23 protein-coding genes are annotated in these 23,472 nt (G+C 71.4%); 12 read left to right on the top strand and 11 right to left on the bottom strand.

Going from position 1 to position 23,472, the window contains the following annotated elements; translation table 11 throughout:
• Positions 1-7 precede the first annotated feature (7 nt).
• Positions 8-1,024, top strand: a complete 1,017-nt coding sequence (locus ADK66_RS06255; RefSeq protein ID WP_053652934.1) for a LacI family DNA-binding transcriptional regulator — start codon at positions 8-10, stop codon at positions 1,022-1,024.
• 75 nt (positions 1,025-1,099) lie between these two features.
• On the opposite strand, the gene ADK66_RS06250 is transcribed toward ADK66_RS06255, so the two are convergent.
• Genes ADK66_RS06250 through ADK66_RS06225 form a run of 6 tightly spaced genes read right to left on the bottom strand, consistent with a single transcriptional unit; the run spans position 1,100 to position 5,930 of the window.
• On the bottom strand, positions 1,100-1,408 hold the full coding sequence (locus ADK66_RS06250) for a DUF2470 domain-containing protein (RefSeq protein WP_053652933.1): 309 nt from the start codon (positions 1,406-1,408) through the stop codon (positions 1,100-1,102).
• Positions 1,405-2,085: a heme oxygenase (biliverdin-producing) gene (locus ADK66_RS32195; protein ID WP_231639927.1), complete on the bottom strand. Its 681-nt coding sequence runs from the start codon at positions 2,083-2,085 to the stop codon at positions 1,405-1,407. The genes ADK66_RS06250 and ADK66_RS32195 overlap by 4 nt, the downstream gene beginning before the upstream one ends.
• Positions 2,082-2,984: a heme ABC transporter ATP-binding protein gene (locus ADK66_RS32190; RefSeq protein ID WP_082377258.1), complete on the bottom strand. Its 903-nt coding sequence runs from the start codon at positions 2,982-2,984 to the stop codon at positions 2,082-2,084. The genes ADK66_RS32195 and ADK66_RS32190 overlap by 4 nt, the downstream gene beginning before the upstream one ends.
• Entirely contained in the window at positions 2,981-4,084 is a 1,104-nt protein-coding gene (locus ADK66_RS06235; protein ID WP_082377265.1) for an iron ABC transporter permease, read from the bottom strand. Before ADK66_RS06235 ends, ADK66_RS32190 begins: the two co-directional genes overlap by 4 nt.
• Complete coding sequence (locus tag ADK66_RS06230; protein WP_231639926.1) at positions 4,081-5,100, bottom strand: hemin ABC transporter substrate-binding protein; 1,020 nt, start codon at positions 5,098-5,100, stop codon at positions 4,081-4,083. Before ADK66_RS06230 ends, ADK66_RS06235 begins: the two co-directional genes overlap by 4 nt.
• Complete coding sequence (locus ADK66_RS06225) at positions 5,097-5,930, bottom strand: hypothetical protein (protein WP_053652931.1); 834 nt, start codon at positions 5,928-5,930, stop codon at positions 5,097-5,099. The genes ADK66_RS06230 and ADK66_RS06225 overlap by 4 nt, the downstream gene beginning before the upstream one ends.
• A gap of 184 nt (positions 5,931-6,114) precedes the next feature.
• Here ADK66_RS06225 and ADK66_RS06220 point away from each other — a divergent pair, with 184 nt between their 5' ends.
• From ADK66_RS06220 to ADK66_RS06210, 3 genes are all read left to right on the top strand, one after another.
• Positions 6,115-7,608 (top strand): HtaA domain-containing protein, encoded by a 1,494-nt coding sequence (locus ADK66_RS06220; RefSeq protein ID WP_053652930.1) that lies wholly within the window; start codon positions 6,115-6,117, stop codon positions 7,606-7,608.
• Positions 7,609-7,694: 86 nt separating this feature from the next.
• Entirely contained in the window at positions 7,695-8,792 is a 1,098-nt protein-coding gene (locus ADK66_RS06215) for a WxL protein peptidoglycan domain-containing protein (RefSeq protein ID WP_053652929.1), read from the top strand.
• Complete coding sequence (locus tag ADK66_RS06210; RefSeq protein ID WP_157552279.1) at positions 8,789-9,721, top strand: hypothetical protein; 933 nt, start codon at positions 8,789-8,791, stop codon at positions 9,719-9,721. Before ADK66_RS06215 ends, ADK66_RS06210 begins: the two co-directional genes overlap by 4 nt.
• On the opposite strand, the gene ADK66_RS06205 is transcribed toward ADK66_RS06210, so the two are convergent.
• Positions 9,711-10,694: an NAD(P)-dependent alcohol dehydrogenase gene (locus tag ADK66_RS06205; protein WP_053652927.1), complete on the bottom strand. Its 984-nt coding sequence runs from the start codon at positions 10,692-10,694 to the stop codon at positions 9,711-9,713. The two genes, ADK66_RS06210 and ADK66_RS06205, sit on opposite strands and share 11 nt — an antisense overlap.
• 117 nt (positions 10,695-10,811) lie before the next feature.
• Here ADK66_RS06205 and ADK66_RS06200 point away from each other — a divergent pair, with 117 nt between their 5' ends.
• Positions 10,812-11,513, top strand: coding sequence for a TetR/AcrR family transcriptional regulator (locus ADK66_RS06200; protein WP_053652926.1), 702 nt, complete (start codon positions 10,812-10,814; stop codon positions 11,511-11,513).
• A gap of 63 nt (positions 11,514-11,576) precedes the next feature.
• On the opposite strand, the gene ADK66_RS06195 is transcribed toward ADK66_RS06200, so the two are convergent.
• Positions 11,577-12,263, bottom strand: coding sequence for an NADPH-dependent F420 reductase (locus ADK66_RS06195; protein WP_053652925.1), 687 nt, complete (start codon positions 12,261-12,263; stop codon positions 11,577-11,579).
• 32 nt (positions 12,264-12,295) lie between these two features.
• Complete coding sequence (locus ADK66_RS06190) at positions 12,296-13,327, bottom strand: LLM class flavin-dependent oxidoreductase (protein ID WP_053652924.1); 1,032 nt, start codon at positions 13,325-13,327, stop codon at positions 12,296-12,298.
• A gap of 98 nt (positions 13,328-13,425) precedes the next feature.
• On the opposite strand from ADK66_RS06190, the gene ADK66_RS06185 reads away from it, so the two are divergent.
• Together ADK66_RS06185 and ADK66_RS06180 are read left to right on the top strand one after the other, a co-directional pair.
• On the top strand, positions 13,426-13,935 hold the full coding sequence (locus ADK66_RS06185; RefSeq protein WP_053652923.1) for a MarR family winged helix-turn-helix transcriptional regulator: 510 nt from the start codon (positions 13,426-13,428) through the stop codon (positions 13,933-13,935).
• Between the two features lie 123 nt (positions 13,936-14,058).
• The gene (locus ADK66_RS06180; RefSeq protein WP_231639925.1) at positions 14,059-14,739 is read left to right on the top strand and encodes a VOC family protein; all 681 of its coding nucleotides are present in this window, start codon (positions 14,059-14,061) and stop codon (positions 14,737-14,739) included.
• Between the two features lie 9 nt (positions 14,740-14,748).
• Here the strand turns inward: ADK66_RS06180 and ADK66_RS06175 are convergent, their stop codons facing one another.
• Positions 14,749-16,326, bottom strand: coding sequence for a DUF6194 family protein (locus ADK66_RS06175; protein WP_053652922.1), 1,578 nt, complete (start codon positions 16,324-16,326; stop codon positions 14,749-14,751).
• A gap of 55 nt (positions 16,327-16,381) precedes the next feature.
• Here ADK66_RS06175 and ADK66_RS06170 point away from each other — a divergent pair, with 55 nt between their 5' ends.
• From ADK66_RS06170 to ADK66_RS06150, 5 genes are all read left to right on the top strand, one after another.
• A complete protein-coding gene (locus ADK66_RS06170; protein WP_053652921.1) occupies positions 16,382-17,110 on the top strand; it encodes a TioE family transcriptional regulator in 729 nt (242 codons plus the stop codon).
• Positions 17,111-17,369: 259 nt separating this feature from the next.
• On the top strand, positions 17,370-18,095 hold the full coding sequence (locus ADK66_RS06165) for a DUF1275 family protein (protein ID WP_053652920.1): 726 nt from the start codon (positions 17,370-17,372) through the stop codon (positions 18,093-18,095).
• A gap of 145 nt (positions 18,096-18,240) precedes the next feature.
• On the top strand, positions 18,241-18,666 hold the full coding sequence (locus ADK66_RS06160; RefSeq protein WP_053652919.1) for a Fur family transcriptional regulator: 426 nt from the start codon (positions 18,241-18,243) through the stop codon (positions 18,664-18,666).
• Positions 18,667-18,707: 41 nt separating this feature from the next.
• A complete protein-coding gene (gene katG / locus ADK66_RS06155) occupies positions 18,708-20,984 on the top strand; it encodes a catalase/peroxidase HPI (protein ID WP_053652965.1) in 2,277 nt (758 codons plus the stop codon).
• A 161-nt stretch (positions 20,985-21,145) separates the two neighbouring features.
• Positions 21,146-21,760, top strand: coding sequence for a dihydrofolate reductase family protein (locus ADK66_RS06150; protein ID WP_053652918.1), 615 nt, complete (start codon positions 21,146-21,148; stop codon positions 21,758-21,760).
• Between the two features lie 120 nt (positions 21,761-21,880).
• Here the strand turns inward: ADK66_RS06150 and ADK66_RS06145 are convergent, their stop codons facing one another.
• Entirely contained in the window at positions 21,881-23,260 is a 1,380-nt protein-coding gene (locus tag ADK66_RS06145; protein ID WP_053652917.1) for a PHB depolymerase family esterase, read from the bottom strand.
• Positions 23,261-23,472: the final 212 nt, after the last annotated feature.

Here is a 23,472-nt window from a genome sequence, read left to right as displayed (position 1 = left end):
TGAGTCGATGGGCGTCAGCCTCAAGGACATCGCCGAACGCGCCGGCGTCTCGCTGGCCACGGTCTCCAATGTGGTCAACGGATACCGGCCGGTGGGGGAGCGGACCCGGCAACGGGTGCAGCAGGCGGTCGACGAACTCGGCTACAGCCCCAACCTCAGCGCCCGGCACCTGCGTCGAGGGCGTACCGGCCTGATCGCCCTGGCCATCCCGGAACTGACGAACCCCTACTTCGCCGAACTCGCCGAGATCGCCATCCGGGAGGCGGCAGGCTTGGGCTACACACTTGTCATGGAGAACACCGCCGCGGACGGCGACGCGGAACGACTGCTCCTGGACGGCTCACGGCGGCAGACCATCGACGGCCTGATCCTCAGCCCGGTACGGGTCGGCCGCGCCGAGGTGCTCGACCGCAGGGCCGGCAACCCGCTGGTGCTCATCGGCGAGGGCGTCTACGACACGCCGTACGACCACATCGCCATCGACAACGTGGCCGCGAGCCACGCGGCGATCCGGCACCTGGTGGCCATCGGCCGTCGCCGGATAGCGTTCCTCGGAGCGCCACCCGGCGACGACAGGCAGTCCGCGCAGTTGCGCCTCCGCGGCTACCGGGAGGCCCTGGACGCCGCCGGTCTGCCGTTCCGCCCACAGTTGGTCGCCCGCACCGACGGGTTCGACCGGACAGAGGGCAGGCGCGCCATGGGCGACCTCCTCGCCCTCGACGAGCCGCCCGACGCGGTGTTCGGCTACAACGACCTGGTGGCGATCGGCGCGCTGCGCGCCCTGACCGAGGCCGGTCGCCGGGTGCCGGAGGACGTCGCGGTGATCGGCATCGACGACATCGAGGACGGGCGGTACGGCAACCCGACGCTCACCACAATCGCGCCGGACAAGGAGGCGATCGGCCGGCTCGCGGTGCGGCGCCTCGTCGCCCGGATCGAGGGCACGCCGGTGACGGGTCCGCTCACGGTGCAGACACCGTTCCGGCTGATCCGCCGCGAGAGCACCGGCGGACCGACCACCTGAACCCGCCCGTGCCCGCGCCCACCGCACCCGTCGGGCGGAGCGACAGCGCCGGTCCCGGTCGCCCGCGCCACGCTGTCAGCCGGCGGGGCGGGGCTCGATGCCGAGCTGTACGCAGGCCTCCTGGTACATCCGCACCACCTCACGGCGGATCTCGGCACGTTCGGTGAGCCGGTGGGCGAACGGGACCCGGACCGCCACCTCCACGCCGTCCACTGTGGCCACGAAGTCCACCCCGTCGGCGTCCAGGCCGGTGGTCCGAGCCCGGGTCGCCGTCGGACAGCCGCCGAGGGTGCGGCAGATCAGCAAGGTGTCCTCGGCGTGGTCGTCGTTCATGTGGCGACTGACCGCGGCGATCACGTCCGGGCCGAACGGCTGCCCGCTCATGCCGCAGCCGCCGTGGTGAGAGTGCCGCCGTCGGCCGGCGCGTGCCCGGCCAGCGCGGCGAAGACGTCGGTGTTGTGCTGGTACGCCACGAGGACCTCCGACAACAGCGCGTTCGCCGCCACTTCGTCGAGCGGCAGCGCGTCCAACCGGGCGCGGTAGGCGTCCTTGTAGACCTTGGGGCGGGGGATGTCGTCGAAGCGGTAGAAGGCCACCCCCGCTCCGTCGAGGCCGTAGTGGCGGGCCACCGACCGTCCGATGTGCAGCCCGCCGGAGAGGTCGCCCAGGTAGCGGGTGTAGTGGTGGGCGATGAAGCGCTCCGGGGAGGCTGTGCAGACCGCGCGGATGCGGTCGACGTACGCGATGGTTGCCGGGGTCTGCGCGGCCCTGTCGGCCCAGTCGGGGCCGATCAGGTGTCGCAGATCGGCTTCGAGGGCGGGGAGCCGGATCAGCGCGTCGTCGACGAAGGGGCCGGCCAACGGATCGTCTCGCAACCGGTCACCGGCTGCCTCCAAGGCGGCGTAGATGGCGTGGTGCTGCACCACCAGCGCGGCGTATCCGGCGATGTCAAGCTCGCCGGCCAGCAGAGCGGAGACGTACCGCTGGGACTCGGCGGTCTCGTGGGCGTCCGCGCTGGCGGCCCGGACCCGGGCCGAGAACGGGGTTGTCATGTCACTCATGGTTGCTCCGAAGATACGTAGGGGTCGGTCGGCGGGTGCGCGGCGGGGCGGTGGCGGCGAGGTACGACGAGCGGCAGCTGGTTGCGGGGGTGCGGGACGACCTCGATGTCGTGCTGGTACACCTCGCTGAGCAGCGCGGCGGTGAGCACCTCGGCGGGCGGGCCGACGGCGCGGACCCGGCCCTCGCCGAGCAGCGTGACCACGTCCGCGTACGCGCCGGCCAGGGCCAGGTCGTGCAGCACGACGACGACGGCGTCACCGTCGGACGCGCGGTCCCGGGCGATCCCCATCACCAACTCCTGGTGGTGCAGGTCGAGCGCGGCGGTCGGCTCGTCGAGCAGGAGCACGCCGGTACGCTGGGCCAGCACCCGGGCGAGCGCGGCGCGGGCCTGTTCACCGCCGGACAGCGACGGGTATGGCCGGGCGGCGAAGCGGGCCACATCGCACCGGCTCATGGCCTCGGCGACGATGGCGTCGTCCTGCTCCTCCTCGGGTCGGCCGGCCCACGGCGCCCGTCCCATCCGGACGGTCTCCTCGACGGTGAACGGGAAGCTCAGAGTGCTGCGCTGGGTCAGCACCGCCCGGCGCATCGCCAGTTCCACAGGTGACCACCCCCGCAGTGCCCGGCCGTCCACCTCGACAGTGCCGGCGGCGGGCAGGTCGCCGCTGATCGCGGCCAGCAGCGTGGACTTGCCGGCCCCGTTCGGCCCCACCAGGGCGTGCACCTCGCCAGCGCGCACCCGCAGGTCGACCTGATCCAGCACGGTCCGGCCAGCGCGTTGCACCCGCAGCCCCGCGACGTCGACGCGTACCTCCGAGGTGTGCGCGGGCGGCGGGGCAGCCCGCCCACGGCCGCGCAGTCGAAAACGTCCGGCGCCCGGCCGGTCGATCCGCTTCATCCCCACCCTCCGGACCGTTCCCGTGTGCGGCGCAGCAGCCAGAAGAACGCCGGTCCACCGACCACGGCCGTCAGCACGCCGAGGGGAAGTTCCTGGTGTTCGACGACAGTACGGGCGATGAGGTCGGCGACAACCACGACGATCGCGCCGCCGAGCGCGCTTGCCGGCAGCAGCACCCGGTGGCCCGGCCCGGCGACCATCCGCACCAGGTGCGGCACCACCAGGCCGACGAAGCTGATGATGCCCGTGAAGGCGACCGCAGCGGCGCCGAGTAGCGCGGTGACCACGATCATCCGGATCCGCAACCGCTCCACGTCGACGCCGAGGTGCCGGGCCGAGCGCTCGCCGAGGGCGAGCAGGTCGAGTCGGCGGGCGTCGGCGAGGGCGACGACCAGTCCGAGCGCCAGGCAGGGCGCGGCCAGCGCGACCGCCGACCAGCTGGCCTGGGCCAGGCTGCCGAGGTTCCAGAAGGCGATGGCCTGTACGCCGGACTCGTCGGCGGCGAACATCAGCAGCCCGATGGCCGCACCGGCGACCGCGTTGACCGCGACGCCGGTGAGCACCAGTGTCACCACCTCGGTCCGGCCGTTGGACCGGGCCAGCAGGTAGACGAGGTACGTGGTGGCGAGCCCACCGGCGAATGCTGCCGCCGGCACTGTCCACGCGCCGAGGACGCTCGCCCCGGCGACGATGGACAGCGCGGCGCCGAACGCGGCTCCGGCGGAGACGCCGATGACACCCGGCTCGGCAAGCGGGTTGCCGAAGACGCCCTGCATGATGGCACCGGCGGAACCGAGCGCAGCGCCGACAACGGCGGCGAGCACCACCCGTGGGAAGCGGACGATCCACAGCGCGTTCTCGCCCTGCGGAGCAGCCGGCAGGCTGCCGACATCCAGGCCGATCCGGTGCAGGATCGAGCCGAGCACCTCGGCCGGGGAGATCTGCACCTGCCCGCGACCCGCCGCTACCAGGGCGACCAGCAACAGGGTGAGCGCGAGCGTGGCGAGCAGCAGCCGGCCCCGGCGGAGGTGCTTCCCGACAGGTCGTCGGAGTTCCGGCCGCGCGGCGGTGCCGGGTCGTCGGGTGTCCACATCGGTCACGACGTCGCTCCGCACATGTGCACGGCGCGGGCCAGGGCCTGGACGGCCTGCCCGGAACGGGTGCCGAAGGTGAGCAGGACGCCGTCGTCCATGTCGACGATCCGACGGGCGGCGCCAGCGGGGGTCTGCGCGACGCCGGGGAGCTTCAGCAACCCGTCGACACCGCCGACGGACGCCAGCCCACCGCTCATCACGAGGATCACGTCCGGCGCCGCGTTGATCAGCCCTTCGCTGGTCAGTGGCCGGAATTTCGACAGCCCTATCGCGCTGCCGGCGTCCTCGCCGCCGGCTGCCTCGATCATTGCGTCGGATCCGGCGCCCTCACCACCGATCAGGTACACACCGGCGGTGCCGCGCAGGTAGAGGAAGGCGATCCGGGGGGCGGTCCTTTCAGGTACGTCGCGTTGCGCCTGGGCGATCTCGTCTTCGACCCGGCTGACGAGTTGGGTCCCGGCCGGGGTGACGCCGAGCGCGGCGGCGACCGCGCGGACGTGCGCACTCACCCCGGCGAGTGTCTGCTCGGCGTCGACCAGCACGACCGGGATCCCGGCGGCGCGGAACTGCTTCAGCGTCTCCGGCGGGCCGATGCTGTCGTCGGCGATGATCACGCTCGGGTTCAGGTCGAGCACCGCCTCGGCGGAGAGGTCGTGCCCGCCAGGTGTGACAACGGGTAGATGCGCGGCGGCGGGGAAGGTGGTGGCGGTGTCCCGGCCGATGACGTTGCCACCTAGGCCGAGGCTGAACACGATCTCCGCGATCGAGCCGTAGAGGTTCACCGGCAGGATCCGGTCGGCGTTTGTGACAGTGGTGCGGACGCCGTCGGCGGAGGTGACGGTAACCGGCAGGGCGGGAACCGGGGCCGGGGTGAGCGGCTCGACGTCGGACTGGCCGACGGTGGCGGTGACCGGGCCGCAGGAGGCGACCGACGGGGTGGCGACCGTCTGCTCGGCGCAACCGGACGCGGTGCCGGCGAGGAGGACGAGCAGGGCACAGGCGACGGCGGGGCGGCGGCTCACCGGGCCAGCTTCCGGCGGCGTCGGCGCAGTCCGATGAGGAGCGTCACGAGCAGGAGGGACGCGCCGAGCACTACCGGCCACCAGCGCCCGGCATCGAGGCTGGAAGCCGCACTGACCCGGGTGACCTGGGCTTCGGTGGGCGCGGTGCCGGCGGCCGGCGTGGTTCCGCCCGCGTCGGCCGGTACGCCGCCGGTCGTACCAGCGGAAGCGGCGGCCGACGGCAGGGTTGCGGTCGACGGCGTGGCGCCGGGGGTGCCGGTGCGGGGTGCCCCGGTGGCGGTACCGCTGCCGGTGGTGGGCGGTGCCGCGTTGCTGCGACTCGGCGCGGGGGCGGCGGCGAAGGTCACCGGCACCCGTACGTCCTGGGATCGGTCCGCGGGCCGGGTGTGGTCGGCGCGGGTGGCGACCACACACCGTCGGACGGTGCAGTCGACGTCGCCGATCGTCGGGGTGATCTTCACGGTGACCCGGAACGATCCGCCCGAGCCGTACGGCGTGGTGAGGTCTTCGGCGTAGGAGGGCGGGTTGGACGAGATCCAGTGCGAGGCGCCGAGGCTGCCACTGGTGTCGGCTCCGCCGCCGCAGGGTGTCGGCGTCTTGCCGGCGCCGTTGTCGACGCAGTAGCCGACGTAGATGCCCTTTGTGGTGTCGTACCCACTGCCCGAGACGGTGACTGTCGCTCCGGCGCGGCTCACCCCGGTGCTCGGCGTAGCGGTGAGGGTCTGTCCTCCGGGGCCGCGGGCGGTGCCGGCGTACGCCGGCTGCGTACCCGCAATGACACTCACAGTGATCAGGGCGGCGGACAGAGCGGTGCGACGCAGGGTTCGCATCGGACTCCTCACATGATGGATCGCCTCGGAAGCGGGCATTAGGTTTGGCTAACCTAAGTTAGAAACACGCAGGTCACAAGGGGTTCTTCGGCTGAAGATCTTTTGGCCGAACGAGTGAGGGTGCCCTTAGTTAGGATTACCTAACCTTTGCGGGTCCGCAGTGCGCTCCGTGAAGGGAACAAACATGGTCCGATCCAGAGCCGGTGCCACCTGGCGCCGGTCGATGCGGTGGACGGCGGTCGTCGTCCTCGGCGCGTCGGCCGCCCTCGTCGGCACCGGCCCCGCCTCGGCGGCCGAGGCCGACATCACCGGCGGCAGCCTGACGTGGGGCTTCAAGTCGTCGTTCCGCAGTTATCTCAAGACCGGCAACGGCAATCCCCCGATCGTGGCGAGCGACGGCGCCACCATCAAGACCGACGGGACCTTCACCTTCCCGTCGGCCGGTGGCACCCACGACCCCGCCACCGGGGCGATCACCGCCAGGTACGGCGGGAAGATCGTCTTCTCCTATCCCGGGCACTTCTTCACCATCGCGCTGGCCAACCCGACGGTTGCCGTCTCCGGCGGCGCCTCGGAGCTGAAGGCCGATGTGGACCTGACCACCACGCAGGCCGAACCCGTGTCGGTCCGCCAGGCCACAATCGCCACAATCGCCGGCAATCCCGGCGGTAGCGGTGCCACGGTGACCGGCACGAACCTTGCGACCACGCTGACCGCGGCGGGTGCCAGCGCCTTCAACGGCTTCTACAGCGCCGGTGAGGCGCTCGATCCGCTGTCGTTCACCTTCAGCACGGGCGATGCAGAACCGGCTGCCCCGACGGTCACCGTCACCCCACCCGGCGGGCTCGACCCGAACGGGTCGACAATCACCGTGAAGGGCGGCGGATTCGACCCCGAGGCCAACAACGCCGCAGGCATTTACGTCTCCTTCGGACCCAAGGTCGCCGAGCACTGGGCCAACGCGGGAATCCTGCAAGCCACAAAATGGGTGAACAAGACCAACGAGCCGACCGACGCCCGGGACCGGCTCAACGCCGACGGTACGTTCAGCACCACCCTGTCGGTCAGCGCGGTCTACACCGCCCGTACCGGCGAGGAGGTCGACTGCACGGTCGTGCAGTGCTACGTGATCACCTTCGCCGCTCGCGGCTCGGCCGACCGCAGTCAGGACACCTTCACCCCGGTCACCTTCGCCGGCGGTGGTCCGGGCGGCGCGAACGCCAGTCAGCAGATCACCACCACAGTCACCGGCGGCCCGTTGACTCTCGGCGTGGCCGGCGACACTGTCGCCCTACCCGCGGTGAGCAACGGCCAGGTGGCCAGCGGGGCGCTGCACGCCGCCACTGTGGCGGACCTGCGCGGCACCAACGCCGGGTGGAGCCTCGTCGGTCAGGTCTCCGACTTCACATCGGCCGGCGGCAGCATCGCCGCCGACAACCTGGGCTGGGTGCCGAGTGCCAGCGTGGTCGCCGACCCGCTTGGCGGTACGCCCGGCGTGGTCACGCCGGGTGCGGCCGCCGCACCCGGTGCCGGCCTGGGTGGGGCGCGGGCGCTCTGCACCTCGTCCACCGGTACGAGCAACGGCACCTTCACCTGCGGTGCCCAGCTCAACCTGGGGATCCCGGCGTCGGCCACGGCCGGCGACTACGCCGCGACCCTCACCCTGACCCTCTCCTAGGTCGGCGTCGACAACCGGTGGGGTGGGACCTCCCCGTCCCGCCCCACCGGTCCGACGCGCCTGTGAAAGCACCCGGAGCCGCACCCATGCACCTCGTCACCGCCGCCTCCCGGGCCTGCGCCGCGCTCGTCGCCGTGCTGGCCGCGACAGTCCCGGCCCCGCTCGCCGCCGCCGCACCGGCCACGCCGCCGCTCGCCTCCGTACCGAATCCGACTCCAGCCGCCGGCGGTTCGGTAGCGCGATGGGCGGTACAGCCGTCCAGCCCCGACGGGCCCACCGGACGCAACTACTTCATCTACGACCTCGCGCCCGGCAGCACGCTCACCGACCACCTCGGAGTCACAAACCTGAGCGACCGACCGCTCACCTTCGACGTGTACGCCACCGACGCCCACACCACTACCGACGGCGCGTTCGCCCTGCTCCCCGCCGACCGGGCCGCCGTGGACGTGGGCTCCTGGATGCACCTGGAGCGACGACGCTGGACGGTGCCGCCCGGCAAGCGGGCCGACATCCCGTTCCGACTCACCGTGCCGAAGAACGCCACCCCGGGCGACCACGCCGGAGGGATGATCGCCGCCCTGCGGCAGACCGGTACCTCCGCCGACGGCCAGCAGGTCCGGATGGACCAGCGGCTCGCCGCCCGGGTCTACCTGCGGGTGCCCGGGGAGGTGCGACCCGCCGTCGCCGTCGAGTCGGTCACGATGGAGTACGACAACCCCGTCAACCCTTTCGGCGGCGGCGACCTGACGGTCAGCTACCTGCTGCGCAACACCGGCAATGTTCGGGTCGGCGGAACGGGCTCGGTCATCGTCGACGGGCCCTTCGGCTGGGAACTCGCCCGGACCGCCCCGGTGGACCTGCCGGAACTCCTGCCCGGCGCCACCTTCGCCGTGACCGAACGGATCACCGGTGTGCCACCGGCGCTGCGACTTGCCGCAACTGTGGACCTCGCTGCGACCACCACCGACACCGCGCTGCCACCGGTACTCCGCTCGGCGGGTGTCTGGGCGCCCCCGTGGCTGCTCATCGCCCTGCTCGCCGGGGCGGCCGGCTGGTTCGGCGTACGGCGGTGGCGGCCGTGGCGTCGTCGCTCCGGCGCGCGACCGACGCCGGTGGCCATCGCGTCGCGGGCCGCGAGCGCGACCGCGCCCGGCCCCGAACCGCTCAGCGGCACGCCGTGAGCCGTTTCGTCCTGCTCGCTGTCTCCGTCGTCGCCGCCCTGCTGGCATCCGCCGGGCCGGCTCCCAGCACCGACCGGCCGCCGGACGGACAACCCCGCGTGGCGCTGCCCGCCGGGACCTTCCGGGTGGGGGATCGCGTGCTTGTCGCACTGGACGGGTGGCCGGCCGGCGTGGTCCAGGTGGAGGTCTGCGGCAACGACGGCCGGCGGGGCGCACTCGACTGCGCGACGGACCGGGCCAGCGGCGGCCAGGTGCCCGCCACCGGCAACGCCCGGATGCCGGTGCTGCTCGCCGCGCCGCCGGTCGCCTGCCCCTGCCGGCTGCGCGTCCAGACCCCGAGCGGCGTGACCACCGCCTCAGTGGCACTGCCGTTGACAGGGGTGTCCGCGCCGGTCGCCAGCACGGCCGGGTCGCCGCCGGAGTTGGCACTCGCCGGTGTGCACGCTGTGGACGAGTCCGGGGTGGGCGGCTGGTTCGGTCTCCCTGGCGAACTGACAGTGCGGATCACCCTGCACAACCCGGGCCCCGTCGACGTCGTCGAGCCGCCGGTCACGCTGCTCGCCGGCAGCCCCGGGCAGGTGCACACGATGGTGGCCGCCCCGCCCGTAGGCACCATCCCCGGCGGGCAGAGCCGTGAGTACGTCGTCCGGGTGCCGCTGAGCGCGACGACGCTCGGCCGGTACGAGGTGCACGGCCTGATCGAACCCGCCAGCGGGCCGCTGCCCTTCGTGGTGGCCACCGCCCGACACCCGTGGGGTCTGCTCGTGGTGCCGGCGGCGCTGCTCGTCCTGTTGTTGTTCAGCCTCCCGGGCCGACCTCGCGCGTCCGCCACGTCCAGCGCCACGCCGACCGGCACTTCCGTCGCGGGCACACCGGACCGGCGACGGGCATCGGCTGGTCGGGGGCGCCACCGGGGTGTCAGACGGTGATGACCACCTTGGCGCGGGCGTGTTCGCCTTCGAGGTACCGGATGGCGTCGGGCACCTCGTGGAGCTGATAGGTCCGGTCGACGACAGCCGTGAGGCGGCCGGCCTCGGCGTGGGCGCAAAGCGTGTCGAGGTGCTGCCGGCTGGGCGTCGTGGCGAGGGTGACGATGCGCTGCCGCACGAACGGTGCCAGCAGTCGTCCACGGGCGAGGAGCCAGACCGGCCCGAGGAGGCTGCTGCCGCGGTACACGCCTCCGCCGGAGAGCACAAGCGTCCCGGTCGCTGTCAGCGCCCGCCGCAGAGCACTGAGTGAACGGTTGCCGACCAGGTCGAGCACGACGTCGTACCGGCGACCGTCCCTTGTGAAGTCGTCGCGGGTGTAGTCGACGACGTGGTCGGCGCCGAGGCTGCGGACCAGGTCGACGTTGCGGGTGCTGCACACCCCTGTCACCGTCGCGCCGAGCGCCTTGGCCAGTTGGACGGCCAGGGTGCCGACGCCCCCGGAGGCTCCGTTGACGAGGACGCGGTGGCCGGGCTCGACACGTCCCACATCGGACAACCCCATGAGCGCTGTGACGCCTGCCAACGGCAGCGCGGCGGCCTGTTGCGGCGTGAGGTTCGCGGGGACCGGTGCGACGACGTTCGCGGGCACGCACACGTACTCGGCGAAGGCGCCGTTGGCGTCGCCGAGGTCACCGAAGACGGCGTCGCCGGGGCTGAACTGCCGGACGTTGGCGCCAACCGCCTCGACCCGGCCTGCGAAGTCGCGCCCACGGATGCGCGCCCGGGGCCGTGACCGGCCCATTGCCAGCCGTGCCATCAGTGGTTCGCCCCGCATGGCGTGCCAGTCGTACGCGTTGAGCGCTGCGGCCTCGACCCGCACGAGCACCTCGTCGGGGGCGGGCACCGGTGTGTCGACGTCCGCGAACCGGAGCGTCTCGGGCGGCCCGTACCGGTCCTGGACGATCGCCTTCATTGCTTCCCCCTCCCTGAAGGTGTACGGCGTACACCCTGATGTCATCAGCGTAGGTGTACGCCGTACACCAGTCAATGCGGTTATGGTTTCTACCGCTGCCGGAAGACGAGGACCGAGATGGCTGAGCCTGTGGAGACGCTGCGCCGGACGCCGCTGAGCAGGGATCGCATCCTGCGCGCCGCCGTCGCGCTCGCCGACGAGGCCGGCATCGAGTCGCTGAGCATGCGCAACCTCGCCAAGGACCTTCAGGTAGTGCCGATGGCCCTCTACAAGCACGTGGCCAACAAGGACGAGCTGCTCGACGGCATGATCGACGTGGTCGTCGCCGAGATCGACCCGCCAGCGGCCGGCGCCGACTGGAAGCAGGCGGTCCGGGGGCGCATTCTGTCCGCGCGGCAGGCGCTGCGCCGCCACCCCTGGGCGCCGCTCGCCATCGACGCGCGCAACATGGCGACGCCTGCAATCCTCGCGTACCTCGACTCGATGGTCGGCACGTTCCGGGCCGGCGGGTTCTCCGCCGACCTCACCCACCACGTCATGCACGCGATGGGCAGCCGCATCCTCGGCTTCAGCCAGGAGTTGTTCGACGACTCCCGGCGCGCCGGCCGGTCCGGCGCGATCGAGCCAGCACCGTCGGCAGCCCTGCCGCCGGAGGTCGCGGCCCGCTTCCCGCACCTCGCGGAGATCGCCACAGCGGCGTCGCACGACGACGGGTCGGTCGTCGGGCAGGGCTGCGACGACCAGTTCGAGTTCGAGTTCGCGCTGGACCTGCTGCTGGACGGCATCGAACGGCTGCACCGACAGGGCTGGACGTCGTGACGCCGCCCGCGCCGAGCCGGGATGGCCGCTGGCCGAGCGCGCTCAGGCGATGGAGGACGGCGCTCAGCGCGCCCGCGCCTCCGCGATGATCCGTCCCCGTTCGGACTCGGGGAAGCGGTCGAGCATGGCACGTATCTCGTCGGCGCTCACGTTGGCGCCGAACAGTTCGCTACCCGGTTCGAGGCGTACGCCCTCGGCGAGGCCACCGGCGACGACCGGGTCGAAGCCCAGCGCGTCCACGAGGGAGGCGACCGCGGTGAGGTCGGCGGCGTCGTCGCCGGCGATGGCGATGGCCTTGCGGTCGGCCGCTCCCGCCGGCCGCGCCCCCTCCTCCAGGTCGTGGTAGCCCATGTGGTTGAACGCCTTGACGAGCCGCGAGCCGGACAGGAACGCCTGGACGGTCTCGCTGGACGAGGTGCCCGGGTCGGTGAGGTCGTCGCGGATGCCGTCGACCTCCCACCAGTAGTTCATGGCGTCGACAACGAGCTTGCCTCGCAGCGCCTCGACGGGAAGGGCGCGGTACTTGCCAAGCGGGAGTGCGAGGACGACCAGGTCGGCGGCGGCCGCCGCGTCGACGGCTGTGGTGGCGACCGCTCCGGGCGTCAGCACCTCGACGGTGAGGGCGATCTTCTCCGGGTCGCCGGAGCCGGCGATGAGCACCCGGTAGCCGGCGGCGAGGGCGAGCCGGGCGATCACCGTGCCCACCTTGCCGGCGCCGAGCACAGCGAGGGTCTGGCCGTTGTCGTGCATGTCGTCCTCCGTTGTGCCGTCGAGCGGGCGGATCAGCTGGCCAGGATGTCGCGGACCATGGGGATCACCGTCGAGCCGTACAGTTCGACGGCCCGCATCCGGGCGCTCACCGGCTGCGCTCCCGCCGTGTAGATCAGGTCGAACCGGCCCACGCCGAGGCTGCGGATCGCAGCGGCCACCCGGCGGGCCACTGTCTGCGGCGAGCCGATGTAGAGGGAGCCGTGTTCCACCTCGGCGTCGAACTCGGCGCGGCGGATCGGCGGCCAGCCGCGCAGCGCGCCGATCCGGTTGCGCATGACCCGGTAGTGCGGCCAGTACAGCTCCTTGGCCTCTTCGTCGGTGTCGGCGATGAAGCCCGGCGAGTGCATCCCGACCGGGTGCGCGGTCGTGCCGAGTTGCTCCGCCGCCCGGCGGTAGAGGTCGGTGTAGGGCGCGAAGCGTTCGGGCGAGCCGCCGATGATGGCGAGCATCAGCGGCAGACCGTAGCGGGCGGTACGCACCACCGACTGTGGCGACCCGCCCACGCCGACCCAGGTGCTCAGGCGGCCCGACTCCGTCTTCGGGTAGACGTCGGCGTTGTCCAGCGGGGCACGCAGGGTGCCGCTCCAGGTGACCGGCTTCTCGTCCAGGAGCTTCACGAACAGCTCGATCTTCTCCTCGAACAGCGTGTCGTAGTCGCGCAGGTCGTAGCCGAAGAGGGGAAAGGACTCGGTGAACGAGCCCCGGCCCAGGATGACCTCGGCCCGGCCGTTCGACAGCGCGTCGACGGTGGCGAACCGCTGGAACACCCGGACGGGGTCATCCGAACTCAGCACCGTCACGCCGGAGGCGAGCCGGATACGCGAGGTACGGGTGGCGATGCCGGCCAGCACGGTCTCCGGTGTCGACACCGAGTATTCCGGCCGGTGGTGCTCGCCGAGAGCGATGACGTCGACGCCCAACTCGTCCGCAAGCACCGCCTCGTCGACGACCTGCCGGATGGCGGCGGCGTGCGAGAGCGGCTTGCCGGAACCGTCCTCCGGTACGTCGCCGAAGGTGTCGAGCCCGAATTCGAGGTCAGACATCTGTGAACTCTCCCTTCGCCGGAGCCGTTGTCGACTCGCTGGTTGACGTGTCAACAGGTGCTAACTTTGTCATTGACACGTCAATTCCGGGGGAGCAGATGACGGAGGCCACACCTGAGCGGCGGCGGCGCCAGCTACCGACCACTGACGAACTACGGATCTGGCGGAACTTCGTCGAGACGACCGCCGCGCTCAACTCCCAGCTCACGTCACGCCTCCAGGTCGAGTCCGCGCTGTCACCGGGCGACTACGTCGTACTGCTCGCGCTGAGTGAGGCGCAGGACCAGCAGATGCGCTCCTCCGCACTCGCGTCCCACGTCGGGTGGGAGCGGAGCCGGCTCTCCCACCACCTGGGCCGGATGGAACGGCGTGGGCTCGTCAGCCGCCGCGAGTGCCCCACCGTTCCCCGCGGGTCGGAGGTGCGTCTCACGCCCAGCGGCGCGGAAGCCTTCCACCGGGCAACAGTCCCGCACCTGCGCGCCGTGCGTGACCTCTTCGTCGACGCTCTCACGCCGGACCAGCTCCGCGCGGCGGGCGAGATAGCGGCGGCGCTTCGCACGCACCTCGACGCGAGGCCCGAAGTGACCGCACGCCTCACTGAACGATAGGCAGGGCAGCCGCCGTCGAGGGCCGGCTCCGAAGATTCCCCGGCCCGACGCCGGGCGCGGCCCCTTCCGTCCCGGCCCCGGGGTTGGTTGCGTCCCGGCGACCGGCCGCCGTGGGGCGCGCGCATGCGACACCGCCCACCGGGTACGCCGCTGCTCGACCCAGGGGAGGCCGCGATGTGCCCGAAGACCGCCCAGGCAGACGTGAGCGTGATGGCGAGCGTCGAGAGCATCGCCACGAAGCTTGAGGTGATCGTCGTACCGGTGTCGGATGTCGACCGCGCGAAGGCGTTCTACGAACGCCTGGGATGGCGGCTCGACCGCACGCCGTCGGGCGTCGTCCAGTTCACCCCGCACGGCAGCGACTGCTCGGTGCAGTTCGGCCCGGATCTCACGGCGGCGGTGCCCGGCTCGTCAGTGGCGTACCTGGTCGTGTCCGACATCGCCGCCGCCCGCGACGCAGTGGTCGCCGCGGGCGTCGAGGTGGGCGGCATCTTCCATGTCGGGCCGGACGGGCCGGTCGACGGAATCGATCCCGAGCGGCGCAGCTACGTCTCGCGGGCCTCGTTCCGCGACCCGGACGGCAACACCTGGCTGATGCAGGAGATCACGACAAGGCTGCCGGGGCGTGTCGAGGGCGGCTTGACGTCGTTCGGCTCGGTGAGCGACCTGGCGGGCGCGCTCCGGCGCGCGGCGGCCGCCCACGGCGAGCACGAGAAACGCACCGGCCAGCGGGACGACGACTGGCCCGACTGGTACGCGGCGTACATGGTGAGCGAGCAGTCGGGAGCCAGGCCGCCGGAGTGAGCCGCGCCGTCACCTCGCCCTGCGCGATGCGCGCTCGTGCCTGTCGACGGCTCGGGCGTGGGCCACCGTGAGCAGTCGGTCGATCTCGGGCAGCATCTGCGGGCCGGGCATGACGATGCTTGCGAAACCGTGCAGCGCATAGCCGGGGTGCGGCACGACGGTGTCCAGCCTGGCGAAGTCGAAGCTGTCGCGGTGTGCCTCGAAGTCGCCGGGAGCGAAGCCGAACAGTCGCTCGAACTCGGCCCGGCCCAGCTCAAGGTTGAGCCGGAAGACGCCGGGTCGGTCGAGCTGCGAGGCTTCGTCGAAGCCGGGTACGTCGTGCTCGACGATCGTGGCGAACGGCTGGCGGCGGTCCGGGCCGACGTAGAAGAAGCGGTCGCCCCACGCGCCTTCCGGTGAGCCGTTCTCGGCTGTCGCGACGAACTGCTCGACGTCGGGCAACGCGAGAATCCGGTCGGCGAGCGTGGCAGGGTCGACGCCTGTCGGAATGTGCAGCACCCCGTCCGCGTGGGCGATCGTGGCCGCGTCGAGCGGGAAGTACCGGTAGTCGTGGGGCCTCTTCTCGGCGGCCTCCACGTCGGCGGCGCGGACGTACCGGGGAAGGTCTGTTCCGTCCTGGAGTTTGCCCTCGTACGTCGAGGCGGGGGGCGCGTCGATGCCCAGCGTGGGGCTCGCGCCGAGGCTGCCGACGATCACCGCGTACCTGTCGCCGAGCAGCGCCCCGACGATCGCGCCGGCACCGAACCACTGCTGATCGGTCCCGGCCACTGTCATCGTGCCCGGGTCACGCTGGAGGTGCCTGTTGTGCGCGAAGACAAGCGTCGGCCCCCGGTGAGCCTCAACCTCCCGGATCGCGAGCAGGTTCTCGGCCATCAGCGCGTCCCGGACCTGTGCCAGGCGGGCGAAGCGGGCGTCCTGCGGGAGCGGCGCGGCGGCCTCGGCGTGGTAGCGCAGCAGGGCGAGCGCGCTTGTCGCCCACACCCGCGCCGCCTGCCAACCCTCGGGCCGCTGGGCTGCCCGCAGGTGCAGCTCGGTCAGCAGGTCGTCGGCGATCACCCGCAGCCGGTGGGCGTCGGCGGAACGCCCGATCGACCTGCCCTGCTCCCAGATCGCCGCAGGGTCGCTCCATCGGGCGTCGGCACCGATCAGATCGTCGATCTCGGCGAACCGGTCCGAGCCGAGATAGTCACAGACCTGGGCGAGGTGCCGTCTCGGGCTCGGGGCGTGGTCCATCTCCAGCGGGGCGTCGAAGCCGTGGAACGTCAGGCGCTCGGAGGCCGGCCGGCCCGTGTTCCACTCCCGCATCCACAGCAGCAGGTCACGGTTGGCCGGGGCCGAGCCGAAACCGTGGCTGAACCCCTCGGCGAGCGCGCTGTCGAGCGTCACGCCGGCGTCGCCCCGGACGAAGTCGTCGGCGGTCAGCCCCGCTGCGCGGTCGCTCTCCAGCGCGATTGACAGGTAGCCGCGCTCGACAAGCGACGCGAAGACCTCGTTGCGTATCTGGAGGAAGGCGGATTCGCCGTGTGTGGGCTCGCCGAGCGCGAGCAGGTCCGGCGGTACGGCAGGCAGGTCCAGCGAGAACGTCATTCCATCAACCGTATCGTTGAACCACCCTTTGAAACTTTCGAGCGATCGAGCACTAATGACACAGGCAAAACCCTCAAACGCGGGGGTACGTCGACCGGTCGACCTCGCGCGGACGTACGGCCTCTCCGCGCAGGCCGTACGCAACTACGAGCGAGACGGTGTCCTGCCGCCTGCGCAGCGCAGCCCGAGCGGCTACCGCCGGTTCACCGAGGCGCACGCCAAGGCGCTGGGCGCCTACCTCGCGCTCATCCCCGGCCACGGTTACGCGGCCGGTGGCGAGATCATGCGCGCGGTCAACCGGGGCGAGATCGACGCGGCGTTGCGGGTCATCGACCGGGGCCACGCCCTGTTGCAACGTGACCGGGAGACGCTGGACGCTGTCGAGGAGGCCGTTCCGCTTCTCGTCGGGGTCGAACGCGGGCCGCAGGGCCGCGCAGCCGTGCCGATCAGCGTGCTGGCGCACCGGCTCGGCGTACGACCGGCGACAGTGCGCAAGTGGGAGCGCGCCGGACTTCTCCAGCCGGTGCGCGACCCGGTGACCGGCCACCGCCGCTACTCGCCGGACGATGTCCGCGACGCCGAACTCGCCCACCTGCTGCGCCGCGGTGGCTACCGCCTCGACCACATCGCGGGCGTGGTGCGTCAGGTGCGCGAGGCAGGCGGCACCGAACCGCTCGCCGCGTCACTGCGCCAGTGGCGGCACCGGCTCACCGAACGCGGCAGGGCGATGCTCACCGGCGCGGCCCGGCTCGCCGAATATCTCGACAGCGGCACCGGCACCTGACGTCGGTACGCCTGGTCGAACGGGACGTCAGCGTCGGGTGCTCGCCGACGCTGCCGGTCGCTCCCCGAGGCCAGGGCGATCAGCATCACGATCAGCGCGCAGGTGTGAGCCCGCCGGGAATGCCGACGGGGAAGGCGCACAGGCCGGTGAGAGTCAACCGCTTGTGGGCGGTGCGCGAAGCGGGCAAAAACTGACTCTCTGCTCTCTATGCTGCATTGGGTAAAGCGAGGTCGATACCTCACGGAACAGTGGAGAACCGATGGCCAGCACTGGATCTGGACAGCCAGCGCGCCCACCGGGCCAGGCCGATCCGCAGGATGCCTACGGCGAGTTCCGCTATCCGATTCTGGTCCTGGCGGTGACCACCACCACCGCCGGTTTCCTCGACTCCTTCGCGTTCCTCCGCTACGGCTCCTTCGTCGCCAACCAGTCCGGCAACGTCCTCTTCATCGGCGTCGGCGCGGCTGGCCGCCAACCGGCCTGGCCGGCCGCGTTGGCCTCGCTTGTGGCGTTCGGCATCGGGGCCGGGCTGGTGGCGCGACTGCGGGCGACAGGCACTGTCCGCACGTCGGCGGCCCGCGGCATCGCCGCCGTCGTGGTCGCCACCGCGGCGTGGTCGGCCGTCAACGTCCTGCTCGAGTACGGCCGCTCCGGCCCGCAGTCCCGGGCGGCGCTCGCTGCCCTCGGTGGCCTGGCCATGGGTTCCCTGGCGACCCTGTTCGTGCGCACGGCCGGGGTCGCCACCACCATCACGTACCAGTCGGGAACCGTCGCCAAGACCGGAGAGCGGATCGTCGGCTGGATCGCCGGCCCCGGAAACAGCCGGTCGCAGGCCCGGAAAGGCTCGCTGCTCGGCCTGCTGACGCTCGCCGCCTACGCCGTCGGCGGCGCGCTCGGCACGCTGGCGCAGCAGTGGCCCCTCTGGGTGCCGGTCTGGGCGACGCTGGTCCTGGCGGCTGTCGCGCTGGCGCTGCGCCGTCGCTGAGCACGGGCGGCTGGAGTTTCCCTCGATACGGCAATGCCGAGGTGCCCCTGCCGTAACCTGGGTGGCCGGTGATGTGGGGCATGTCGGGCCGCCGCAGCCGGCCATAAACTTGATTTATTCCAAACTAGCGGGCTAAGGTCTGCACGTGACGTCCGACATCGAGGCCCAGCTGCGAGCGGTCTCGCTGCGCGTGACCCGGCCCCGGGTGGCCGTGCTCGCGGCGCTGCGGGATCACCCGCACGTCGACACCGACACGGTGATCGCGCTGGTCCGGGCGGACCACCCCACGATCTCGCATCAGGCGGTGTACGACGTGTTGCGCGCGCTTACCGACACCGGTCTGGTGCGCCGCATCCAACCGGCCCGAGCGACCGCCCGCTACGAGTCGCGGGTGGGGGACAACCACCACCATGTCGTGTGCCGCTCCTGCGGTGCGATCGCCGACGTCGAGTGCGCTGTCGGCCACGCTCCCTGTCTCACCGCCTCCAACGATCACGGTTTCGTGGTCGAGGAGGCGGAGGTCGTCTACTGGGGCGTCTGCCCCAGCTGCGCGACCGAACGCACCTCCTAGTGATCCGCCAGTTCGGAATCCGTCAGTTCGGAAGGAAGTACATGAGCGACACCCAGGACAACCGCCCTGTCAGCCCGCAGGGCGTGGACGAGAAGGCGGCCGCCGGCTGCCCCGTGGCGCACGACTCCGTGACCGCCCACGGCAGTGAGAGCGAGAACCCGGCGATCGACTCGCCGACCCCCAAGACCGGTGGTCGTCCGCGTTCCAACCGGGACTGGTGGCCCAACCAGCTCGACCTTTCGGTGCTGCACGCCCACTCGTCAAAGGGCAACCCGCTGGGAGAGGACTTCAGCTACGCCAAGGAGTTCGCCAAGCTCGACGTCGAGGCCCTCAAGCGGGACATCACCGAGGTCCTCACCACGTCGCAGGACTGGTGGCCGGCCGACTTCGGCCACTACGGCGGCCTGATGATCCGGATGAGCTGGCACGCCGCGGGCACCTACCGCATCGAGGACGGCCGCGGTGGCGCCGGCGACGGTGGCCAGCGGTTCGCCCCGCTCAACAGCTGGCCGGACAACGCCAACCTGGACAAGGCCCGCCGGCTGCTCTGGCCGGTCAAGCAGAAGTACGGCCAGAAGATCTCCTGGGCCGACCTGCTTGTGCTTGCCGGCAACGTGTCCCTGGAGTCGATGGGCTTCAAGACCTTCGGCTTCGGCTTCGGCCGTGAGGACGTCTGGGAGCCGGAGGAGATCTTCTGGGGTCCCGAGGACGCCTGGCTCGGCGACGAGCGCTACGCCTCCGAGAAGGAGATGGTGGCCGGCGTCGGCGCGACCGAGATGGGTCTGATCTACGTCAACCCGGAGGGCCCGCGCGGCAACGCCGACCCGCTGGCGGCGGCGCACTTCATCCGCGAGACGTTCCGCCGGATGGCGATGAACGACGAGGAGACTGTCGCCCTCATCGCCGGTGGCCACACCTTCGGCAAGACCCACGGCGCCGGTGTCGCCGACAACCACGTCGGCCCCGAGCCCGAGGGCGCCCCCCTGGAGGCGCAGGGCCTGGGCTGGCTGAGCACGTACGGCAGCGGCAAGGGCGGGGACACGATCACCAGCGGCCTCGAGGTGACCTGGACCGACCGTCCGACCGAGTGGAGCAACCGCTTCTTCGAGATCCTCTTCGGCTACGAGTGGGAGCTCACCACGAGCCCCGGCGGTGCGAAGCAGTGGGTCGCCAAGGACGCCGAGGCGATCATCCCGGACGCCCACGACCCGTCGAAGAAGCACAAGCCGACGATGCTCACGACCGACCTGTCGCTGCGCGTCGACCCGGCCTACGAGAAGATCTCGCGCCGCTTCCTGGAGAACCCCGACGAGTTCGCGCTGGCGTTCGCCAAGGCGTGGTACAAGCTGCTGCACCGTGACATGGGTCCGGTGGACCGCTTCCTCGGGCCGTGGGTTCCGGAGGCCCAGCTGTGGCAGGACCCGGTGCCGGCCGTCGACCACGAGCTCGTGGGTGACGCCGACATCGCGGCGCTCAAGGCGAAGGTGCTGGAGTCGGGCCTCACGACCGCTCAGCTGATCTCGACCGCGTGGGCCTCGGCCGCCACCTTCCGCTACACCGACAAGCGCGGTGGCGCCAACGGTGCCCGGATCCGCCTTGAGCCGCAGCGCAACTGGGAGGTCAACCAGCCGGAGCAGCTCGCGACGGTCCTGGAGACCCTGGAAGGCATCCAGCGGGACTTCAACTCCGCCGGTGGCGCGAAGATCTCGCTCGCGGACCTGATCGTGCTCGCCGGCTCGGCCGCTGTCGAGAAGGCGGCGCGTGACGCCGGTGTCGAGGTGACAGTGCCGTTCCGGCCGGGTCGCACCGACGCCACCCAGGAGCAGACCGACGTCGAGTCCTTCCGGGTTCTCGAGCCGCGCGCGGACGGGTTCCGCAACTACCTGCGCCCCGGCGAGAAGACCCAGCCGGAGGTGCTGCTCATCGACCGCGCCTACATGCTCAACCTGACCGCGCCCGAGATGACCGTCCTGGTCGGCGGCCTGCGCGCTCTCGGTAACAACGTGGGCGGTGCGCAGCACGGTGTCCTCACCGACCGGCCGGGCGTGCTCACCAACGACTTCTTCGCCAACCTGCTCTCCCCGGGCACCCGGTGGAAGGCGTCGGAGTCCGAGGAGCACGTGTACGAGATCCGGGACCTCGCGACCGACAAGGTGAAGTGGACCGCTACCGCTGTCGACCTCATCTTCGGCTCCAACTCCCAGCTGCGTGCCCTCGCCGAGGTCTACGCCAGCCAGGACGCGCGTGACAAGTTCGTGAACGACTTCGTCGCGGCCTGGACGAAGGTCATGGAGCTCGACAGGTTCGACGTGGCCTGACCACTGCCTCAACCGACGAGCCTCGGTCGATCCTCAGGGGATCGACCGGGGCTCGTTCGTTGTTGCGGCGCGCCGCCGTGACGGGGCCGTGGTGGACAGGCGAGTTTGGGATGCTGTGCCGGTCTACGTGCCGACATCACCCGACTCGAAGGAGCACCGCGATGGCGAAGGTCATCTCCACATTGTTCATCTCGGCCGACGGGGTGGCCGAGATCGACCCCGACTGGCATTTCCCCTACTTCGACGAGAACATGGGCCGTGCCGTCGGCGAGGACTACGACACCTCCGACGTGTTGCTCATCGGCCGCGAGACGTACGACAGTTTCGCCGGTGCCTGGCCCGACCGTGAGGCCGCGGGCGGGGAGGACGCCGGTTTCGCCAAGCAGCTCGGCGACGTCCGCAAGGTGGTCGTCTCGCGTCAGCCGCTGGAGTTCACCTGGCGCAACTCGGAACTCGTCCAGGGCGACCTGGTCGACGCGGTCACCGAGCTGAAGGCCGATGCCGGCATCAGGGGCATCCTCATCCCCGGTTCGATCTCCGTGGTGCAGCAGCTGCTCGCCGCCGGCCTCGTCGACGAGCTGCGCCTGCTTGTGCACCCGGTGGCGGCGCGCAAGGGTCGCCGGCTGTTCGACGAGGGCGAGACGCCGTACCACTTGAAGGTCACGGCGACCGAGGTCTTCCCGACCGGCGTGCTCCGCGTGATCTACGCGCCGACCGGGGCTCCCGCCCCTGTCGGCTACGACGAGGTCACCGACCAGGTCCCCAGCGGCGAATAGCCCGGCCGGGGCGAATGGTTTCGCTCCGCGCGGGACCGGCGCGTCGTGCCGGTCGGACCGCGACGGCCGGTACTCCGGGGATGTACGCCGGCCGACGCCACCCCCGGAGTACCGCCGCCCTCAGGCGAGTGTGCAGGACGCGCCGTTGAGGGTGAACGAGCTGGGCCGTGCGGTGTTACCTGTGTGCGTGGCCTGGAAGCCGATGGTGATCGATCCGTTGGCGGGGATTGTGGCGTTGTAGTTGAGGTTCCTGGCCGTCACCTGCCCCGAGGTGGGGGAGTAGGAGGCGTTCCAGCCTGAGGTGATGGCCTGCCCGCTCGGCAGAGCGAAGGCCAGGGACCAGCCGTTGATGGCGCTGCTGCCGCTGTTGGTGATGGTGATGTTCTCCGTCAGCCCGTTGTTCCAGGCGTTGACTGCCACTGCCACACCGCAGCCGCTGGCCGGCGGCGGGGTCGTCGGAGGCGGAGTCGTCGGGGGCGGGGTGGTCGGAGGCGGAGTCGTCGGCGGCGGGGTCGTCGGCGGCGGCGTGGTCGGAGGCGGCGTGGTCGGCGGCGGCGTGGTCGGCGGGTTGGTCAGGCCGAAGAACGCGAGGGCGGCTGCGGCCATGCCGGCGCTGGGCAGGCTGTGCCCCGCGCCCTGGATGCTGTACGCCTCGACCTGGACGGTGCCGCCGCTGTCGGCGTACCGGCGGCGGTTCCAGTTGGCTTGCGGCGTGTCGGTGGAGGTGGGTGTCTGGCTGAGCCCGAACACGTTCGTCCACTGCTCGATCGTCTCCTGGAGCAGCGAGTACGGAACGAGCGTGTCGGCGGTGCCGTGCCACAACTGCACCCGGGGGCGAGGGCCGGAGTAGCCGGGGTACGCCTGGCGGACCGCGTCGCCCCACTGCTGCGGAGTGCGGTTCATGTTGCCGCCGGTGCACTGGCTGGCCCCGGGCGGGTAGTCCGCCGCGTTGGCGAAGCAGTTGAAGGGCACGCCCATGAAGGCGGCGCCGGCCTTGAACACGTCGGGGTAGAGCGCGAGCATGTGGTTGGTCATCATGCCGCCGGACGAACTGCCAGTGGCGTACACCCGGTTGGGGTCTCCGCCGTACTGCTGCTGCACGTAACGGATCATGGAGATGATCGACACCGGGTCGCTGCCGCCGCCACGGCGCTTGGCGGCGTCGGACCAGGTGTCGAAGCAGTTGCCGAACCCGGCCTGCTGGGTGGCGCTCGGGTAGATCACGACGTATCCGTACCGGTCGGCCAGGCTCGCGAACTCGCTGCCGGAGTAGAAGCCGGGGCCGGACCCGCCGCAGCCGTGCATGGCCACCACGATCGCCGGGTTGGCGGGGCGGTTGTCCGGCACGTAGACGTGCATGCGCATCCGGCCGGGGTTGTCGCCGAAGCTTGTCACCTCGGTCAGCGACGCGGCGTACGCGGGCTGGAACGCGGGGATCACCAGACCGATCGCGGCCACTGACGCGGTGAGGGCGAGCAACAGTTTCCTTCTGATTCTCACGGGGGACGACTCCTTCGCTCAGCTGTGCGGCTGAAGATCGGCCATGCGCGCTCGGATGGCGGGTGTGCCCGGCTGCCCGCGGTGATCGCGCATCGCCTACAACGTGTGCTCGCCCTGTGCCCGGCTCTGTGCGGCGTCGCAATGCAGATAGTGTCGTCTCCGGACCGAGAAGTGTCAATCGACGCACCTCGATCATGGGCGGCAGGTTTCGC

This window comes from Micromonospora sp. NRRL B-16802, from assembly GCF_001279555.1.
GTDB lineage: Bacteria > Actinomycetota > Actinomycetes > Mycobacteriales > Micromonosporaceae > Micromonospora > Micromonospora profundi.
Note: the sequence above shows the minus strand (reverse complement) of the source record. Positions and strands in the feature narration are given on the sequence as shown.

Bases quoted from the DNA above. Each gene is read 5' to 3' on its own strand.
- ADK66_RS06255 (WP_053652934.1), top strand. From the start codon at position 8: ATGGGCGTCAGCCTCAAGGACATCGCCGAACGCGCCGGCGTCTCGCTG.
- ADK66_RS06250 (WP_053652933.1), bottom strand. From the start codon at position 1,408: ATGAGCGGGCAGCCGTTCGGCCCGGACGTGATCGCCGCGGTCAGTCGC.
- ADK66_RS32195 (WP_231639927.1), bottom strand. From the start codon at position 2,085: ATGAGTGACATGACAACCCCGTTCTCGGCCCGGGTCCGGGCCGCCAGC.
- ADK66_RS32190 (WP_082377258.1), bottom strand. From the start codon at position 2,984: ATGAAGCGGATCGACCGGCCGGGCGCCGGACGTTTTCGACTGCGCGGC.
- ADK66_RS06225 (WP_053652931.1), bottom strand. From the start codon at position 5,930: ATGCGAACCCTGCGTCGCACCGCTCTGTCCGCCGCCCTGATCACTGTG.
- ADK66_RS06220 (WP_053652930.1), top strand. From the start codon at position 6,115: ATGGTCCGATCCAGAGCCGGTGCCACCTGGCGCCGGTCGATGCGGTGG.
- ADK66_RS06215 (WP_053652929.1), top strand. From the start codon at position 7,695: ATGCACCTCGTCACCGCCGCCTCCCGGGCCTGCGCCGCGCTCGTCGCC.
- ADK66_RS06205 (WP_053652927.1), bottom strand. From the start codon at position 10,694: ATGAAGGCGATCGTCCAGGACCGGTACGGGCCGCCCGAGACGCTCCGG.
- ADK66_RS06200 (WP_053652926.1), top strand. From the start codon at position 10,812: ATGGCTGAGCCTGTGGAGACGCTGCGCCGGACGCCGCTGAGCAGGGAT.
- ADK66_RS06195 (WP_053652925.1), bottom strand. From the start codon at position 12,263: ATGCACGACAACGGCCAGACCCTCGCTGTGCTCGGCGCCGGCAAGGTG.
- ADK66_RS06190 (WP_053652924.1), bottom strand. From the start codon at position 13,327: ATGTCTGACCTCGAATTCGGGCTCGACACCTTCGGCGACGTACCGGAG.
- ADK66_RS06185 (WP_053652923.1), top strand. From the start codon at position 13,426: ATGACGGAGGCCACACCTGAGCGGCGGCGGCGCCAGCTACCGACCACT.
- ADK66_RS06180 (WP_231639925.1), top strand. From the start codon at position 14,059: ATGCGACACCGCCCACCGGGTACGCCGCTGCTCGACCCAGGGGAGGCC.
- ADK66_RS06175 (WP_053652922.1), bottom strand. From the start codon at position 16,326: ATGACGTTCTCGCTGGACCTGCCTGCCGTACCGCCGGACCTGCTCGCG.
- ADK66_RS06170 (WP_053652921.1), top strand. From the start codon at position 16,382: ATGACACAGGCAAAACCCTCAAACGCGGGGGTACGTCGACCGGTCGAC.
- ADK66_RS06165 (WP_053652920.1), top strand. From the start codon at position 17,370: ATGGCCAGCACTGGATCTGGACAGCCAGCGCGCCCACCGGGCCAGGCC.
- katG (WP_053652965.1), top strand. From the start codon at position 18,708: ATGAGCGACACCCAGGACAACCGCCCTGTCAGCCCGCAGGGCGTGGAC.
- ADK66_RS06150 (WP_053652918.1), top strand. From the start codon at position 21,146: ATGGCGAAGGTCATCTCCACATTGTTCATCTCGGCCGACGGGGTGGCC.